Here is a 235-nt window from a genome sequence, read left to right as displayed (position 1 = left end):
ATTTCTGTTTCCTGAATCTGGCGTTCAGCAAGGATACGCGTCTGTTCAGCTTCACGATGACGTTCGGCTTCGAAGGCGGCAATTTTGGCGTTTTGCTCGGCCGTGCGGGTTTTCACCTGCTGCTCCTGCTCGAGCGTCATGAAGGCTTCCTGCTGCTCGATCTCCAGCTTGCGCGACAGCGCATCACGGTTTTTCTCACGTACCGCAACTTCAACGTCCTGTTCGACTTCGTTAC

The 235-nt window shown here is 54.5% G+C and carries 1 pseudogene; it reads right to left on the bottom strand.

Going from position 1 to position 235, the window contains the following annotated elements:
- Positions 1-235: pseudogene (locus FDX22_RS08650) on the bottom strand (flotillin); the annotation flags it as partial.

Origin of the sequence: Citrobacter sp. TBCS-14, from assembly GCF_005280805.1 — a bacterium.
Classification (GTDB): Bacteria; Pseudomonadota; Gammaproteobacteria; order Enterobacterales; family Enterobacteriaceae; genus Citrobacter; species Citrobacter gillenii.
Note: the sequence above shows the minus strand (reverse complement) of the source record. Positions and strands in the feature narration are given on the sequence as shown.